At 68.5% G+C, this 14,243-nt stretch carries 13 protein-coding genes and 1 riboswitch; of the genes, 3 read left to right on the top strand and 10 right to left on the bottom strand.

Annotated features, from left to right (window positions below; all coding sequences use genetic code 11):
* Window positions 1-42: 42 nt before the first annotated feature.
* The 4 genes from ACSQ9A_RS04680 to ACSQ9A_RS04665 are packed head-to-tail and all read right to left on the bottom strand — an operon-like array spanning window position 43 to window position 5,099.
* On the bottom strand, window positions 43-552 hold the full coding sequence (locus tag ACSQ9A_RS04680; RefSeq protein WP_436302852.1) for a DinB family protein: 510 nt from the start codon (window positions 550-552) through the stop codon (window positions 43-45).
* 13 nt (window positions 553-565) lie between these two features.
* A complete protein-coding gene (locus tag ACSQ9A_RS04675; RefSeq protein WP_436302851.1) occupies window positions 566-2,251 on the bottom strand; it encodes a carboxyl transferase domain-containing protein in 1,686 nt (561 codons plus the stop codon).
* Window positions 2,248-3,915: an AMP-binding protein gene (locus ACSQ9A_RS04670; protein WP_436302850.1), complete on the bottom strand. Its 1,668-nt coding sequence runs from the start codon at window positions 3,913-3,915 to the stop codon at window positions 2,248-2,250. Before ACSQ9A_RS04670 ends, ACSQ9A_RS04675 begins: the two co-directional genes overlap by 4 nt.
* A gap of 11 nt (window positions 3,916-3,926) precedes the next feature.
* A complete protein-coding gene (locus tag ACSQ9A_RS04665) occupies window positions 3,927-5,099 on the bottom strand; it encodes an isovaleryl-CoA dehydrogenase (RefSeq protein WP_436302849.1) in 1,173 nt (390 codons plus the stop codon).
* Window positions 5,100-5,229: 130 nt separating this feature from the next.
* Between ACSQ9A_RS04665 and ACSQ9A_RS04660 the strand changes: the two genes are divergently transcribed.
* Both ACSQ9A_RS04660 and ACSQ9A_RS04655 read left to right on the top strand, forming a co-directional pair.
* Complete coding sequence (locus tag ACSQ9A_RS04660) at window positions 5,230-6,288, top strand: AraC family transcriptional regulator (RefSeq protein WP_436302848.1); 1,059 nt, start codon at window positions 5,230-5,232, stop codon at window positions 6,286-6,288.
* Between the two features lie 72 nt (window positions 6,289-6,360).
* Entirely contained in the window at window positions 6,361-6,558 is a 198-nt protein-coding gene (locus ACSQ9A_RS04655) for a hypothetical protein (RefSeq protein ID WP_436302847.1), read from the top strand.
* Between the two features lie 16 nt (window positions 6,559-6,574).
* On the opposite strand, the gene ACSQ9A_RS04650 is transcribed toward ACSQ9A_RS04655, so the two are convergent.
* The 5 genes from ACSQ9A_RS04650 to ACSQ9A_RS04630 form a co-directional block, all read right to left on the bottom strand.
* Entirely contained in the window at window positions 6,575-7,258 is a 684-nt protein-coding gene (locus ACSQ9A_RS04650; protein WP_093109490.1) for an HAD family hydrolase, read from the bottom strand.
* 36 nt (window positions 7,259-7,294) lie between these two features.
* The gene (gene thiC, locus ACSQ9A_RS04645; RefSeq protein ID WP_436302846.1) at window positions 7,295-9,175 is read right to left on the bottom strand and encodes a phosphomethylpyrimidine synthase ThiC; all 1,881 of its coding nucleotides are present in this window, start codon (window positions 9,173-9,175) and stop codon (window positions 7,295-7,297) included.
* A 79-nt stretch (window positions 9,176-9,254) separates the two neighbouring features.
* Window positions 9,255-9,359, bottom strand: a riboswitch (TPP riboswitch).
* Window positions 9,360-9,386: 27 nt separating this feature from the next.
* Window positions 9,387-10,364 (bottom strand): rhodanese-like domain-containing protein, encoded by a 978-nt coding sequence (locus ACSQ9A_RS04640; RefSeq protein WP_436293801.1) that lies wholly within the window; start codon window positions 10,362-10,364, stop codon window positions 9,387-9,389.
* A 3-nt stretch (window positions 10,365-10,367) separates the two neighbouring features.
* Window positions 10,368-11,210 (bottom strand): DUF3047 domain-containing protein, encoded by an 843-nt coding sequence (locus ACSQ9A_RS04635; RefSeq protein WP_436302845.1) that lies wholly within the window; start codon window positions 11,208-11,210, stop codon window positions 10,368-10,370.
* A gap of 191 nt (window positions 11,211-11,401) precedes the next feature.
* Window positions 11,402-11,839, bottom strand: coding sequence for a YchJ family protein (locus ACSQ9A_RS04630; RefSeq protein ID WP_436293802.1), 438 nt, complete (start codon window positions 11,837-11,839; stop codon window positions 11,402-11,404).
* A gap of 112 nt (window positions 11,840-11,951) precedes the next feature.
* Between ACSQ9A_RS04630 and ACSQ9A_RS04625 the strand changes: the two genes are divergently transcribed.
* Window positions 11,952-12,677, top strand: a complete 726-nt coding sequence (locus ACSQ9A_RS04625; protein WP_436302844.1) for a response regulator transcription factor — start codon at window positions 11,952-11,954, stop codon at window positions 12,675-12,677.
* Here ACSQ9A_RS04625 and iaaH read toward each other — a convergent pair whose 3' ends face one another.
* Window positions 12,678-14,198, bottom strand: a complete 1,521-nt coding sequence (iaaH, locus tag ACSQ9A_RS04620; RefSeq protein WP_436302843.1) for an indoleacetamide hydrolase — start codon at window positions 14,196-14,198, stop codon at window positions 12,678-12,680.
* Window positions 14,199-14,243: the final 45 nt, after the last annotated feature.

Genomic DNA, 14,243 nt, shown 5'->3' with positions numbered 1-14,243 from the left:
GTTGGCGTAGCGACACGAAGTGCGCGAAGCCTGGGGGTGGGTTCATCCTTTTGCTTCCTGTTGCAGCAGATAGACCCAGTCGATCTCAGGGCCCGGCTGGACCATGGCCGTAAGCGCGGCCGTCAGCTGGCCGCGGTGATGGGTCGCGTGGTTGAACACGTGGCCGAGCGCCGGCGCAAAAGGAATGTGCACCTCTTCACCGTTGTTGCGCGTGTAGACCAGCTCGCCGTCGTAGCGCTCGGGCGCGAGCGTCGCGAGCCACGGGCTCCAGCGCGTCACCGCTGCACCCAGCGCCTCGCACAGCGCGGCGCGCTCGGCGTGCAGCTCGGTGTCGAGCGGGATGCGCGGCGAACGGCCTTCGGCGAAGCGCGCGTACCAGATGTTGTCGGCCACCAGCAGGTGGTTGACCGTGCGATGGACCGAGCGGAAGAAGAGGCCGCAGTCGCGATGCCAGTCGGCATCGGACAGCCCTTTCAGATTGGCGTCGAGCAGCGTGTGCGTGGCCCACACGTGGTAGCGGCCCAGGCTCGCGAAGTAGTTCGGAAGCGACATGGGGGCCTCTGCCTCACATGCGGAAGATGCCGAACTTCGGCTCGGGAATCGGCGCGTTGCGCGCGGCCGCCAGGCCCAGCGCCAGCACGCGGCGCGTGTCGGCAGGGTCGATGATGCCGTCGTCCCACAGCCGCGCCGTCGCGTAATAGGGATGGCCCTGCGCCTCGTACTGCTGGCGGATCGGCGACTTGAAGGCCTCCTCCTCGTCCGCGCTCCACTGCCCGCCCTTGGCCTCGATGCCGTCGCGCTTGACGGTGGCCAGCACGCTCGCGGCCTGCTCGCCGCCCATCACGCTGATGCGCGCGTTGGGCCACATCCAGAGGAAGCGCGGCGAGTAGGCGCGGCCGCACATGCCGTAGTTGCCGGCGCCGAAGCTGCCGCCGATGATGATGGTGAACTTGGGCACGTTGGCGGTGGCCACCGCCGTCACCATCTTGGCGCCGTGGCGCGCGATGCCTTCGTTCTCGTACTTGCGCCCGACCATGAAGCCGGTGATGTTCTGCAGGAACACCAGCGGGATCTTGCGCTGGCAGCACAGCTCGATGAAGTGCGCGCCCTTCTGCGCCGATTCGGAGAACAGGATGCCGTTGTTGGCGACGATGCCCACCGGCATGCCCTCGATCTCGGCGAAGCCGCAGACCAGCGTTGCGCCGAAGCGCGACTTGAACTCGTGGAACTCGCTGCCGTCGACGATGCGCGCGATGATCTCGCGCACGTCGAAGGGCTTGCGGGTGTCGGTTGGGATCACACCGTAGAGCTCGTCGGGGGGGAAGGCGGGTTCTCTTGAACCCGTTCGAGCTGAGTCCCCACCCGTTCGGGCTGAGCCTGGCCTGTCCTGAGCTTGACGAAGGGTCGAAGCCTGCACCGGCACTTCGACAGGCTCAGTGCGAACGGAGCGATTCAAGTTCGCCACCGCCGAGCGAGCCAGTGCCAGCGCATGCAGGTCGTTCTGCGCCAGATGGTCGGCCACGCCCGACAGCCGCGTGTGCACGTCGCCGCCGCCCAGGTCTTCGGCCGTGACCACCTCGCCGGTGGCCGCCTTCACGAGCGGCGGGCCGCCCAGGAAGATGGTGCCCTGGTTCTTGACGATGATCGACTCATCGCTCATCGCCGGCACGTAGGCGCCGCCGGCCGTGCACGAGCCCATGACCACCGCGATCTGCGCGATGCCTTGCGCGCTCATGTTGGCCTGGTTGTAGAAGATGCGGCCGAAGTGATCGCGGTCGGGGAACACCTCGTCCTGGTTCGGCAGGTTGGCGCCGCCCGAATCGACCAGGTAGATGCAGGGCAGGCGGTTCTGCTCGGCGATCTCCTGCGCGCGCAGGTGCTTCTTGACGGTGACGGGATAGTAGGTGCCGCCCTTCACCGTCGCGTCGTTGCACACGATCATGCAGTCGACGCTGCTCACGCGGCCGATGCCGGCGATCAGCCCCGCGCCGGGCGCCGCGCCGTGGTACATCGCATGGGCCGCGAGCGGCGCGACTTCGAGAAAGGGCGTGCCGGGGTCGAGCAGCTGCGCGACGCGATCGCGCGGCAGCAGCTTGCCGCGCGCCGTGTGCTTGCTGCGCGCGGCCTCGCCGCCGCCGGCCTGGACCTTGGCGAACTGCGCGTGCAGGTCGTCGACCAGTGCGCGCATCGCGGTGGCGTTGGCCTGGAAATCGGCCGAGCGCGAGTTCAATTTCGTTTCGAGTTTGCTCATGCGGTTTTTTCTTCGTCCAGGCCGAGCTGGTGTTTCATCGCTTCGCGGATCTTGAATTTCTGAATCTTGCCCGTCACCGTCATCGGGAACTCGGTGACGAACTGGATGTACTTCGGCACCTTGTAGTGCGCGATCTGGCCCTTGCAGAAGTCGCGCACTTCATCAGCCGTCAGCGCCTGGCCCGGCTTGGGAATGATCCAGGCACAGAGCTCTTCGCCGTACTTCTTGTCGGGCAGGCCGACCACCTGCACGTCCTGCACCTTCGGATGGCGGTAGAGGAATTCCTCGATCTCGCGCGGGTAGATGTTCTCGCCGCCGCGGATCACCAGGTCCTTGATGCGGCCGACGATGTTGACGTAGCCCTCGGCATCCATGGTGGCGAGGTCGCCCGTGTGCATCCAGCCTTCGGCATCGATGGCTTCGTGCGTCTTCTCCTCGTCTTCCCAGTAGCCGTGCATGACGGAATAGCCGCGCGTGCAGAACTCGCCCGAGACGCCGGGCTTGACGATCTCGCCCGTTTCCGGGTCGATGATCTTGATCTCGATGTGCGGCTGCACCGTGCCCACGGTCGAGACGCGCTTCTCGAGCGGTGTGTCGGTCGAACTCTGGCAGCTCACCGGGCTGGTCTCGGTCATGCCGTAGGCAATGGTGATCTCGCGCAGATGCATCTGGTCGACCACGCGCTTCATCACCTCGGTCGGGCACGGCGAGCCGGCCATGATGCCGGTGCGCAGCGTGCTGAGGTCGAACTCCTTGAAGCGCGGATGGTCGAGTTCGGCGATGAACATCGTGGGCACGCCGTGCAGGCCGGTGCAGCGCTCGGCCTGCACCGTCTGCATCACGGTGAGCGGGTCGAAGCCGTCGTTCGGATAGACGATGGTCGAGCCGTGCGTCAGACAGGCGAGGTTGCCGAGCACCATGCCGAAGCAGTGGTAGAGCGGCACCGGGATGCACAGCCGGTCTTCCGGCGTGAGCTTCATGCATTCGCCGATGAAGAAGCCGTTGTTGAGGATGTTGCGGTGGGTCAGCGTCGCGCCCTTGGGGAAGCCGGTGGTGCCGCTGGTGAACTGGATGTTGACCGGATCGCTGGCCTTGAGCGTCCGGCCGATCTGCGCGATGCGCGGATCGTCGGGGTTGCCGCTCGCCAGCAGCGCGGAGAAGCGTTGCGCAGCCGGCACCTCGTCGCCGGCGCCTTCCTTGTCGATCCACGCGATGTGCTTCAGCAGCGGGAGGCGCTGCGGGCCCAGTTCCCGCAGCATGCCGAGGTAGTCGCTGGTCTTGAACTGCGGCATCGTGACCAGCGCACTGCACGCCACCTTGTTGAGCGCGTACTCGAGCTCGGCGGTGCGGTAGGCCGGATTGATGTTGACCAGGATGATGCCGACCTTGGCGGTGGCGATCTGCATCAGCACCCAGGGCGCGTTGTTGTGCGACCAGATGCCGACGCGGTCGCCGGGCGCGAGCCCCAGGCCGAGCAGCGCGCTGGCCAGGCGATTCGACTCACGCTGCAGTTCGAGGTAGCTCAGGCGCTTGTTCTCGTGCACGCTGACCAGCGCGTCGCGCTTGCCCTGCCGCGCCGCCATGTCGTCGAAGAAATCGCCGATGGTCTGCTCGATCAGCGGCACGTCGGTGGCGCCCTTCGCCAGGCTGCGCGTGACGGTCATGAAGAACTCCTTCAAGCGGTTTCGGCAAACAGTTCGCGGCCGATCAGCATGCGGCGGATTTCGCTGGTGCCGGCGCCGATCTCGTAGAGCTTGGCATCGCGCCACAGCCGCCCCACCGGGAACTCGTTGGTGTAGCCCACGCCGCCCAGCGCCTGGATCGCCTCGCCGGCCATCCAGGTGGCCTTTTCGGCCGAGTAGAGGATCGCGCCCGCGGCGTCCTTGCGGAAGGTGCGCGCATGGTCGTTGCGGTCGCAGGCCTTGCCCACCGCATACACGTAGGCCCGCGTGGCCTGCCAGGTCGAGTACATGTCGGCCAGTTTGCCCTGCATGAGCTGGAACTCGCCGATGCTCTGGCCGAACTGCTTGCGCTCGTGCACGAAAGGCAGCACCGCGTCCATGCAGGCGGCCATGATGCCGAGCGGGCCGCCGGAGAGCACCGCGCGCTCGTAGTCGAGGCCGCTCATCAGCACCTTGGCACCGGCGCCCTCGCCGCCCAGCACGTTTTCTTCGGGCACTTCGCAGTTGTCGAAGTAGAGCGGGTAGGTGTTGGAGCCGCGCATGCCGAGCTTGTCGAGCTTGGTGCCGGCCGAGAAGCCCTTGAAACCCTTCTCGACGATGAAGGCGGTCATGCCGCGCGCGCCCATCTCGGGCTCCGTCTTGGCGTAGATCACCAGCGCGTCGGCGTCGCCGCCATTGGTGATCCACATCTTGCCGCCGTTGAGCACGTAGCGGTCGCCCTTCTTCTCGGCGCGCAGCTTCATGCTGACCACGTCGGAGCCGGCGTTGGGCTCGCTCATCGCGAGCGCACCCACGTGCTCGCCGCTCACCAGCTTCGGCAGGTATTTCTTCTTCTGCGCTTCGCTGCCGTTGCGGTGGATCTGGTTCACGCACAGGTTGGAGTGCGCGCCGTAGGAGAGACCGACCGAGGCCGAGGCCCGCGACACCTCTTCCATCGCCACGATGTGGGCAAGGTAGCCGAGCTCGGTGCCGCCGTATTCCTCCTTCACCGTCATGCCGTGCAGGCCGAGCTCGCCGAGCTTCTTCCAGAGGTCGTGGGGGAACAGGTTTTCGCGATCGATGTCGGCCGCGCGCGGCGCGATCTCGTTGGCGGCGAAGTTCTGGATCGCATCGCGCAGCGAATCGATGGTCTCGCCCAGGTCGAAGTTCAGGCCGGGGTCATGCATGGGGTTGTCTCCTCACAAGCGGTGTCGTTGGCGCCGGAAATCCCGCGCGGGAAGCCGCAGCTTACGCCCCCTGCCGTTGCAATTGGCGCCACAATGGTTGCATATTGCGTCATCAAGATCGCATTCTTCCATGTCGTCTTCCCTCTTCAAACCGGCCGTCCGCGCCGCCACGCCAATGGCCTTCGTGCGAGCGATCGTGCTGGGCTACGAGCGCTACGGCATGGACCCGTCCCGGGCCCTGGAAGTGGCACAGATTGCGCCGCGCGATCTGAAGAATGCCCAGGCCCGCGTGACGGCCGCACAGTTCGAGGTTCTGTCGGGTTTCGCGATGCAAGAGCTCGACGACGAGGCGCTCGGCTGGTTCGGCCGCCGCCTGCCCTGGGGCACCTACGGCATGCTGTGCCGCGCCTCGCTGAACTCACCCAACCTCGGGGTTGCCATCAAGCGTTGGTGCCGGCACCACCGGCTCCTGACCGAGGACATCGCGCTCGAACTGAAGGTGGCCGGCGGCGTGGCGACGGTGTCGATCCGGGAGCACGCCGCGCTCGGCGAGCTGCGCGAGTTCTGCCTGGTGTCGAACCTGCGCTTTCTGCACGGCTATGCCTCCTGGGTCATCGATTCGCGGGTCTCGCTGCGCGAGGCCAGCTTTCCCTTCGAGGCGCCGCCGCACCGCGATGCCTATCCGCTGATGTTCGGCGGCGAGCTGCGCTTCGGCGCCGAGGCGGCCAGCTACAGCTTCGACGAGCGCTACCTGGCCCTGCCGCTGCAGCGCGACGAGCAGGCGCTGCGCACCATGCTGCGGCGCGCGCTGCCGCTCACCGTGCTGCAGTACCGCCGCGACCGGCTGCTGGGCCAGCGCGTGCGCGAGCTGTTGCGCACGCGCGGCAGGGAGGCGGCCACGGCCGAGGCGCTGGCTGCGATCCTGAACCTGTCGGCCCGTACGCTGCATCGCCAGCTGCAGGAAGAAGGCGTGTCGCTGCAGGCGCTGAAGGACGAAGTGCGGCACGAGCAGGCGGCCGAGCAGCTGCGCCGCACCGAGCGGCCGATCAAGCAGATTGCGCTGGCGGTGGGATTTCGCAACGAAAAAAGCTTTTCCCGTGCGTTCCGGACCTGGGCAGGTGTAACACCCGGCGCATTTCGTCGCGGCGGCGCATCGGAGGCCGGTCGGAGGCTTGCCTCGCGAGGATGATCCGTGACAAAGTTCATCGCTGCGCTCGCACCTGCGCTCAAGGCGCGAGCCCTCCCGCCCTAGGATCGAGGCATGCACACTCCCGACACCGACACCTCCGAATACGCGGCCCTGGTCGAATTCGCCGCCACCTCGGGCCGCTCGCGCATCCATCCCGCGGTGGTCGAGAACGCCGACAAGCTGATCGCCCGTTTCTGGTCGGCACGCGCCCAGGCCATGACGCAGGCCCTTGCCGCGATGGCCAAGGCCGCCACGCAGCGCGCGAACTGAAGTTTTTCTTTTCCGCTCAGCGCTCGCGGGCGGCCAGCAGCGCCGGCAGCTGCGCCATGTCGCTGAACACCTGCGTCACGCCAACGGCCAGCAGCGCCTCCGGCCCGCTGTGGCCGAGATCGGAAGGGCTGTAGCCGAACACGGTGGCGCCCGCGGCGACGCCGGCCGTCGCGCCGGTCACCGTGTCCTCGACCACCGCGCAGCGCGCCGGATCGACGCCCAGCGCCGCGGCAGCGGCCAGGTACACGTCGGGCGCGGGCTTGGAGCGCGGCATCTCGTGGCCGCTGAAGATCCGGCCGGCGAAGCAGTCGAGGATGCCGATCTTGTCGAGCTGCAACTCCACCTTGTGGCGGTCGGCGCCCGAAGCGCAGGCGATGCGCCCGTCGAACGCCGCGTGCAGCGCGCGCACCGCGCCGGCCGCGTTGGGGATCGCGACCAACTCGCGTTCGAGCGCCTCGTTGCGGCGGCCGCGAAAGCCGTGCAGCCATTCGGGCGTGATGGCGAAGCCGGTGTTGGCCTCGATCAGCGCGGCCTCGTCCTTCACCGCCTTGCCGGTGAAAAGGCGCATCGACTCTTCCACCGTGAGCTGCCAGCCGAGCTCGCCGAGCATCTCGGCGAGCACGCGGTTGGTGATGGGTTCGGAGTCGACGAGGACGCCGTCGCAGTCGAAGAGGACGGCGTCGAAGGGGATGGAAGGCATGGGGCGATGGTATCAACCACCCTCTGCCTTCCCGGCTCAACGCGCCTGGATCGGGATGTAGATCTCGCCCCCGCCGGCCTTGAACTCGGCCGACTTGCCCGCCATGCCCTCGTCCAGGGCCTTCGCCTCGTCGATGCCGCGCTGCGCCGCGTACTCGCGCACCTCCTGCGTGATCTTCATCGAGCAGAACTTCGGGCCGCACATCGAGCAGAAATGCGCCACCTTGCTCGAGTCCTTGGGCAAGGTCTCGTCGTGGAATTCGCGCGCGGTGTCGGGGTCCAGGCCGAGGTTGAACTGGTCCTGCCAGCGGAACTCGAAGCGCGCCTTGCTGAGCGCGTCGTCGCGCGCCCGCGCGCCCGGATGGCCCTTGGCCACGTCGGCTGCGTGGGCCGCGATCTTGTACGCGATGATGCCCTGCTTCACGTCGTCGCGGTCCGGCAGGCCCAGGTGCTCCTTGGGCGTGACGTAGCACAGCATCGCGGTGCCGGCCCAGCCGATCATGGCGGCGCCGATCGCGCTCGCGATGTGGTCGTAGCCCGGCGCGATGTCGATGGTCAGCGGGCCCAGCGTGTAGAAAGGCGCCTCGTGGCAGTGCTTCAGCTGCTCGTCCATGTTGGCCTGGATCATGTGCATGGGCACGTGGCCGGGGCCCTCGATCATGGTCTGCACGTCGTGCTTCCACGCGATCTGCGTGAGCTCGCCCAGCGTGCGCAGCTCGGCGAACTGGGCCTCGTCGTTGGCGTCCGCGGCGCAGCCGGGACGCAGGCCGTCGCCGAGCGAGAAGCTCACGTCGTAGGCCTTCATGATCTCGCATATCTCCTCGAAGCGCGTGTAGAGGAAGCTCTCCTGGTGGTGCGCGATGCACCACTTGGCCATGATCGAGCCGCCGCGCGAGACGATGCCGGTGCGGCGATCGGCCGTGAGATGAATGAAGGGCAGGCGCAGCCCGGCATGGATGGTGAAGTAGTCCACGCCCTGCTCGGCCTGCTCGATCAGCGTGTCGCGGTAGATCTCCCACGTGAGGTCTTCCGCCACGCCGCCGACCTTCTCGAGCGCCTGGTAGATCGGCACCGTGCCGATGGGCACCGGGCTGTTGCGCACGATCCAGTCGCGCGTGGTGTGGATGTTGCGGCCGGTGGACAGGTCCATCACGTTGTCGGCGCCCCAGCGGATCGCCCACACCAGTTTTTCCACCTCTTCCTCGATGCTGGAAGTGACGGCTGAGTTGCCGATGTTGGCGTTGATCTTGACCAGGAAGTTGCGCCCGATCGCCATCGGCTCGACTTCCGGGTGGTTGATGTTGGCCGGGATGATGGCGCGGCCGCGCGCCACCTCGTCGCGCACGAACTCGGGCGTGATGATCTTCGGGATCCGCGCGCCCATCGGGTTGCCGGCCAGGCGCTTCTCGCGCGCCGCGTCGGCCAGGTACTCGGCCATCCATTCGCGCTTGCCGTTCTCGCGCAGCGCCACGTATTCCATCTCGGGCGTGACGATGCCGCGGCGCGCATAGTGCATCTGGCTCACGTTCATGCCGGACTTGGCACGCAGCGGCGTGCGCTGCAGCCCCGAGGCGGCAGCGCGCAGCTCGGCCAGGCGCTGCGCATCGCGGTCGGCATGGGTGGCGCCGTCGTCGAGCATCTGGTGGGTGCGGCCTTGATAGCTTTCGGTGTCGCCGCGCTCGGCGATCCAGGCGCCGCGCACGCCGGGCAGGCCCTGGCGCACGTCGATCTCGGCCGAAGGGTCCGAGTACGGGCCCGAGGTGTCGTAGAGCGAGACCTGCTCGCCGTTGGTGAGCCGCACGTCGCGCACAGGCACGCGCAGGTCGGGCCGGCTGCCGGCGATGGCGCTCTTGGTCGAGGCAGGAAAGGGCTCGCGCGTCAGCGTGAGCAGCGAGGCGAACTTGTCAGGGGCATTCATGCGGGGGCACTCCGGTTCGTTGGACGGGTGCTCCGCGATCGCTCCAGGATCGGCACGGCGGAAAAAAGAATGTCCGGGGCCGGGGAGTTGCAGCTCTTCTTACGCTGGTATGAACCAGATCAAGTTCGCGGGTTCGGCGCTTGGCCATCTCAGCACACATCTGCGTGCACCCCGGAGCGGGACCGATTCTAGGCCTCGTTCGCGGCAGGGATCAAGCGGGATGTGCGGCGATGTCCGGCGCGCCGGCCGGCAGTGCCTCTTCATCGACCTCGATCGCGGCGGCGGCGCTCCAGGCCGAGAGCCCGCCGGCGAGCACGCGCACGCGCGGCAAACCGGCCTTCATCAGCACGCGCGCGGCAGCGATGGCGGACTCGTCGTTGGGGCAGTCGCAGAACACGATGAGTTCGCGCCCGTCGGCAAAGGCAGCCAGCTCGACGGGGAGCTCGCGCAGCGCGATGCCGATGGCGCCCGGAATCGCGCGCGGATCCAGCGCGCGTCCCTCGGCGGAGCGCACGTCGATCAGCGTCGGGCGGGCACCGGCCGCGAAGGCTTCGCGCAGCGCGCCGGCCTCGATATGCTCGATGTCGTCGGCAGCGAGCGCGATGCGGCGCCGGCGATAGCGCCAGGCGACGAAAGCGACGAGCACCAGCGTGCCGACAGCCGCAGCCGTGAGGCCGACGCTGGACAGCACCGCCAGCACGTCCTGGATCGCCGCGTGGAAGATGCGGCCCAGCAGGAGGAAGCCCAGCGTCCAGATCAGCGCGGCCACGGTCTCGTAGGACAGGAAGCGCGTGTTCGACATGCCCAGGGCGCCCGCCATCGGCGGCGCGACCACCGACACGCCGGGCACGAACTTGGCCGCGATCAGCGACAGCCCGCCCCAGCGGCCGAGGATGGCCTCGCTGCGCCGTACGCAGGAGTCGGCCGACAGCGAGATGCGGCACAGGAGGCGCATCACGCGGTAGCCCCAGCGGCGCCCGGCCAGGAACCAGGCGCCGTCGCCGAGGATGTTGCCGACCAGGGCGGCCGCCAGCACGGCGGCGAATGACACCTGCCCGCCGACCGACAATCCGCCGGCGATAACGAGAAAGGGCGCGGCCGGCACCGGCGCGCCGAGGCGGGTCGCCAGCGTGGCGAGGAACACCACGGCGGCACCCTGGGCCGAGAGGAGCGTGACGAGATCGTCCATCCGCTATTCCCCGGGCACGGGACGCCCCGCCGCAAAGCCTCCGGCGCTGCGCGTGGGCGCGATGCTGCGCAGATCGATGTCGGAAAAATAGGCCAGCCCGTGGCCCTGCGTGTTGTCCGCGTCGGCCGAGATCGCGACCGCGACCACGTCGGGCATGGTGTCGCCGGCCTCGTCGCCGAAGACGCGCCGGTAGTCGGCCAACAGGTTGCGGCGCTCGCTCGCCCACGTGCCCGGCGTGGCGGCCGGCCCCGACTCGAGCACCACCATGCGCATGCGCTGGGTGAAGGCGTTCACGAGCGTGCTGCCCTTGGCTTCCTTGTTGTCCCATACGTAGCACAGCGCTTCGCTGGGCACCTGCTCGCCCGTGGTGCGCCGTGCCAGCGCCAGGCGCGTGCGCTCGCCGAAGGACAGCCGGTCGGTGGGGAAGTCGAAGAACACGCAGAGCTTGGCCGCGCCGTCGTCGCCGCTGCGCTTGCGCAGGTCGGCGTCCTTCACGAAGTCGTCGACGCGCCAGCGCCAGGCCAGCGTGGTGGAGGCGTCGAGCGGCACCTGGGTGGCATGCACGAGGTTGCCGTAGGACTGGTCGGCCTCGACCTTCAGGACACGGCGGCCATCCTGCTGCACGACCTCGAAGCGGGTCGGCGTCTTGTTGGGCAGCGTGGTGAAGCGCCACGGCGCAGGGGCTTCGGCACCGCGCGCGCTCGAGAAAGGCGTGATGTCGGCGGCGTCGCCGGCGTGTGCCGCCGGGGCGCAGGCCATCCAGAGCGCAGCGCCCAGGACCGGTGCCGCCAGCATGGCCCAAAGCCACTGCCGGTATGCGGTCGGAATCCTCGTGCTGCGGGTCATGTCGCCCTCTGGTCCAGGTTGTGTTGAAGTCTGGAAGAGAGTGTGCGGGCACAACGGCCGCGGATAAATAGGCCAAACGGAATCGGACTGTCTCTGTTCTGGACACAATGGCGCGCCGCGCGCTATCGAATTGCTAGCGCGCAATGCAGGCCGCGCGGGGCGGCAACAGATTTTTCAGTTGCCCCGCGGCTTCAGCGCAGATCGCCGTCGAGGTAGTACCAGCGGCTGACTGCGCCGTCGTCCTCGCGCACGAAGCGGCTGCGTTCATGCAGCCGGGTCGCCACGCCCGCGCTGCTGCGCTGGCGGGCGACGAACTCGACCTCGGCATGGTCGGCGTCCAGCACCGAACGCGAGCGCACCTCGAGGCCCAGCCATTTGACGCCGGGCTCGAAGCCGAGCGTCGCAGGGCGCGTCGACACGTGCCAGGTAGCGAGCAAATAGTCGGCCCGCTCGAGCACGAAAGCCGTGTAGCGCGAACGCATGAGCGATTCGGCGTCCGTCGCCGGCGTGCGCTCGAAATCGTCGAGGTAGCGCCCGCAGCACTGGGCATAGGGCAGCGGCAGCTCCCGGCGGTCGCGGCGTCCGCAGGGGCAGGGAACGCGCGCGGAGTTGGGAGAGGAAGTGGACATGAGGGAAGGACAGATTCTCGCGCATTGTGCAAACCCTCTCGCAAACCCTGAATCGCCACGGATGGCGCGGCACTTGCTCGCGCACTAAGCTCGGCACAAGGAGGAGGCGGCCATGTACCTGAGAGCTTCGGAACAGCACGCGCTGCGCGGCATCTTCGCGCTGCTCGCAGAAAGCCAGGGCGAACGCGAGATCCGCGAGCGCATCGGCTGGGCACTGCTCGACCTGCTGCATGCCGACCAGTTCGCCTCCTTCGTGTGGGATGCCGAGAGCGGCAGCTTCGGCCGCCGGGTGGCGCTCAACATGGACCCGGCCAATCTCGACCGCTATGCCGAATGGCACCAGCACCATGATCCGATCACCTTCGTCCTGCAATCGCGCCGCCGTGCCACCCGCGTGACCGAAGTGATGCCGCAGCGCGAGCTGATGCGCACACCCTTCTTCAACGATTTCCTCTCGCGCGACGGCCTGCACTGGGGCATGAACCTGCACGCCTTCCATGGCGAGCGCGCGCTGGGCGACCTGCGCATCTGGCGCTGCCGGGGACGCGGCGACTTCGGCGAGCACGAGAAGGCGCTGCTGGACCTGATCGAGCCGGCCTTCGCCGGCGCGCTGCAGCGCGTCGACGCAAAGCCTGCTGCTGCGTGGCCGCAGCTGAGCCCGCGCGAGCAGCAGGTCGCACGGGCGGTGCGCGAGGGTCTGACCGACAAGGACATCGCGCGGCGCATGGAAGTCGGCGTGCCGACGGTGCGCACCTACCTGCGGCGCATCTTCGGCAAGCTCGGCATCGAGCGCCGTTCGGCGCTGGCCGGCTGGACCGCGCCCGGCAGCGATCGCTGACTACTTCGTGGGTGCCGGCAGTCGGCCCAGCACCCCTTCGACCGCCAGCCCCAGCGCCAGCAGCTTGCGGTCGCTTCCCGCCGGGCCATCGAATTCCAGCCCGATCGGCAGGCCGCTCGTGGCGCCCAGGCCCGAGGGCAGTTGCAGGCCGGGGATGCCGGCGTTGCCGGCGGGGTCGGTGTTCTGGATCAGCGCGCCGAAGTTCTTCGGGCTGCTGGCCTCCTGCGTGGCGGCGAGCGCGACGCGCGTCACCGTCGGAAACACGAGCGCATCGAGCCTGTTCGCCTTGAAGGTGTCGCGGTAGAGCTTCTGCAGCGCCGGCCGGGCCTTGGCGATAGCGTTGTCGTAGGCAGGCTTGGCATCGACCACGCCGTTGGGGGCCGGCAGCTTGCGCGGGATCACGAGGCCTTCGAAGGCACCCTTGACATCGGGGCTGGCAGCGGCCGCGGCCAGCTGCCGGATGTCGACGCCGGTGCGGTACTTCGCGAGGTAGGCCACCATGTCGTCGTGCGCCTCGTAGAACGCGATCGGGAAGCCGGCCGCGCCATTGAGCTCCATCAGCTTCGGCATCTCGACGTCCACCAGCGTGACGCCTGCCGCGCGCAGCTTGGCCAGCGCCGCATCGGTGGCGGCCTTGGTGTCGGCATCGAGGTTCGCGAAGAAGGCCGGCACCACGCCGAGCCGCACGCGCTTCAGCTCGGCCGGCACCAACGGTGCGCCGCCGGCGATGGCTGCGTCGAGCAGCGCCAGGTCGGCCACCGACAGCGCCATCGGCCCGGCGGTGTCGCGCGTGTGCGAGACCGGCGCGATGCCCTGCTGCGAATAACGGCCCACGGTCGGACGCAGCGCCGCGCATCCGTTGAAGGCGCAGGGAATGCGCACCGAGCCGCCGGTGTCGGTGCCGAGCGCAGCCGGCGCCATGCGCGCACCGAGCGCCGCGCCGTTGCCCGAGGAGGAGCCGCCCGCGATGCGGGTCGCGTCATAGGCATTGCGCACGCCGACCTCGGGCCCGCTCTGGAACGCGGGGTTGTAGCCCGTCACGCCGAAGGCCAGCTCATGCATGTGGGTCTTGCCCAGCACGATCGCACCCGCCGCGCGCAGCTTGGCGACCACGGGCGCATCCGTCGACGGCACGAAACCCTTCAACGCCGGTGTACCGGCGGTGGCGGGCAGACCCTGGACCTGGATGTTGTCCTTGATGACCACCGGCACGCCGGCCAGCGGCTTGCACGGGCCGCCGCGCTTGCGCGCGGTGTCGGCCGCGCGCGCGGCCTTGAGGGCGCCGGCCTCGTCGAGCGTGATGAAGGCATTGAGCTGCGGCTTGGCCCTGGCCTGCGCGAGGTAGGCCGAGACCAGCTGCTCGCTGGTCAGCGAACCGGCGCAGAGGCGCTGCGCGGCCTCGCTGGCGGTCAGCGTGGCGATGTCCGGGGGCGCGGATTGCGCGTGGGACTGCAGGCCGAGCCCCGCGATGAACGAGAGGGCCGCTGCGCGAAGGGCCAGGGCGGAATTCGAATGAGACATGGCGAGAGCTCCGAGGAGAGAGGCCGCCATGTTGCGCCGCTGGGC

It is taken from the genome of Variovorax sp. LjRoot290 (assembly GCF_964253985.1).
Taxonomy (GTDB): Bacteria; Pseudomonadota; Gammaproteobacteria; order Burkholderiales; family Burkholderiaceae_C; genus Variovorax.
The sequence above is the reverse complement of the archived record's forward strand: the minus strand, read 5'-3'. Positions and strand labels throughout refer to the sequence as shown.

Coding starts and splice junctions, on each gene's coding strand:
- ACSQ9A_RS04680 (WP_436302852.1), bottom strand. CDS start 552: ATGTCGCTTCCGAACTACTTCGCGAGCCTGGGCCGCTACCACGTGTGG.
- ACSQ9A_RS04675 (WP_436302851.1), bottom strand. CDS start 2,251: ATGAGCAAACTCGAAACGAAATTGAACTCGCGCTCGGCCGATTTCCAG.
- ACSQ9A_RS04670 (WP_436302850.1), bottom strand. CDS start 3,915: ATGACCGTCACGCGCAGCCTGGCGAAGGGCGCCACCGACGTGCCGCTG.
- ACSQ9A_RS04665 (WP_436302849.1), bottom strand. CDS start 5,099: ATGCATGACCCCGGCCTGAACTTCGACCTGGGCGAGACCATCGATTCG.
- ACSQ9A_RS04660 (WP_436302848.1), top strand. CDS start 5,230: ATGTCGTCTTCCCTCTTCAAACCGGCCGTCCGCGCCGCCACGCCAATG.
- ACSQ9A_RS04655 (WP_436302847.1), top strand. CDS start 6,361: ATGCACACTCCCGACACCGACACCTCCGAATACGCGGCCCTGGTCGAA.
- ACSQ9A_RS04650 (WP_093109490.1), bottom strand. CDS start 7,258: ATGCCTTCCATCCCCTTCGACGCCGTCCTCTTCGACTGCGACGGCGTC.
- thiC (WP_436302846.1), bottom strand. CDS start 9,175: ATGAATGCCCCTGACAAGTTCGCCTCGCTGCTCACGCTGACGCGCGAG.
- ACSQ9A_RS04640 (WP_436293801.1), bottom strand. CDS start 10,364: ATGGACGATCTCGTCACGCTCCTCTCGGCCCAGGGTGCCGCCGTGGTG.
- ACSQ9A_RS04635 (WP_436302845.1), bottom strand. CDS start 11,210: ATGACCCGCAGCACGAGGATTCCGACCGCATACCGGCAGTGGCTTTGG.
- ACSQ9A_RS04630 (WP_436293802.1), bottom strand. CDS start 11,839: ATGTCCACTTCCTCTCCCAACTCCGCGCGCGTTCCCTGCCCCTGCGGA.
- ACSQ9A_RS04625 (WP_436302844.1), top strand. CDS start 11,952: ATGTACCTGAGAGCTTCGGAACAGCACGCGCTGCGCGGCATCTTCGCG.
- iaaH (WP_436302843.1), bottom strand. CDS start 14,198: ATGTCTCATTCGAATTCCGCCCTGGCCCTTCGCGCAGCGGCCCTCTCG.